The sequence below is a fragment of the Escherichia sp. 94.0001 genome, from assembly GCF_013369155.2.
GTDB lineage: Bacteria > Pseudomonadota > Gammaproteobacteria > Enterobacterales > Enterobacteriaceae > Escherichia > Escherichia coli_F.
Window position 1 is genome coordinate 1 of the sequence record NZ_JABWMS020000174.1, and the last position, 1,267, is coordinate 1,267.

Annotated in this window: 2 protein-coding genes; one reads left to right on the plus strand and one right to left on the minus strand. The window is 33.0% G+C overall.

Annotated elements, in window-relative coordinates; all coding sequences use genetic code 11:
- Positions 1 to 617 (minus strand): PrgH/EprH family type III secretion apparatus protein (locus tag HEN33_RS25010; RefSeq protein WP_274601018.1); only part of this gene is annotated, 617 nt, incomplete at its 3' end.
- 258 nt (positions 618 to 875) lie between these two features.
- Here HEN33_RS25010 and HEN33_RS25015 point away from each other — a divergent pair.
- Positions 876 to 1,267, plus strand: a 392-nt coding sequence (locus HEN33_RS25015) for a LuxR family transcriptional regulator (protein ID WP_183083515.1), incomplete at its 3' end; no start/stop codon positions are given.

Below are 1,267 nucleotides of genomic sequence, written 5' to 3' on the forward strand. Positions count from 1 at the left end.
TCATCCAAACTATTGGTATTGATATAGATGCCATGATCCCTACCATATAAAATTTCATAATTTCTATTTTTGTTTACAAGAATTTTATCGATATGTCTCAGCTGCGGATCATTACTGGCATTAACAATATAAAAAGCTATAAAAATGATAGCAAAAAGAAAAAATAGCGTTACATATTTAAACAGCGTACTACTTAAGAAATGTTGTCTTGTTGAAGTAATGTTATTTTCAACAATACCTGGTATTGAATACTGCCAAACTTCATTTTTTCCTTTTACAGCAAATTTGAGGCCTAAAACTTCTATTTGCTGATTCAATGTTAACGTTCTATCTTCAGGTTCTTGTGCTGTTAATTCTCTGATTGTTACAACCAGATCAGGGTCGGTAGTGATTATTACCTCAAAACTGCCTGTAAGCTCTCCATAAGGAATGACTATCGTATTCTCTGGTAACTCAGAAAAAGAATCACTTCTTCCTAACGAAACATCATTACCAACGATAACGAGTACACGCCCATTAAGTATTTCATACTCGCATCCATTCAATGGTCCGCTCAATAAACGAATGGCATAAGATTCCAATAAGTCTTGTGATAAGAATTTATCATTATTTCCCATGAATACCACCCGCTAATTCCATAAGCTCTAGTTTAGAGTAGTGTAACAAGACGGAAATTTCATGACCAAATTATGATGACACACAATAAAAAGATTATAATTTTCGAGAACCATTTTAAATGCCTACATACATAACTTTATTTGCAATTTAAGGTATACACCCTATTCCCTCATTGATATGCAAATATAACAATTACCATTATTTTAAATTTTACACGTAATATTTACCCTAAATGATTTTAGAGTGCAGGTTGGCATATGCAAGTCTTTTCCAGTGATGTCTACTTCACTGTAGGCACTAATGCATTATTAGCATCCCAAAAGGAATATTACAGCGATTTGGTTGCGTTGGTTGATCTTGGACATTCGTTCGTTGTTATTGATGAGCACCAACATCGAAATCTCAAACCAAATACAGAACCTGTAAACACCCTTTTGAGCAACAATTTCATCAGGATCAATAAGAATATTACATTATCTGATTTAACGCATTTCCTGGTTTCGAATCTTCATACACAAAATGTGTATTCCACTCAAGAACCACTTACCCATGATGAGATAGATATCCTGCGGTTATGTGTTTCTTATTCGTTAAAACAAATAGACATTATCAAAGGAATTGATTATAAAACAGTATCATATCACAAAAT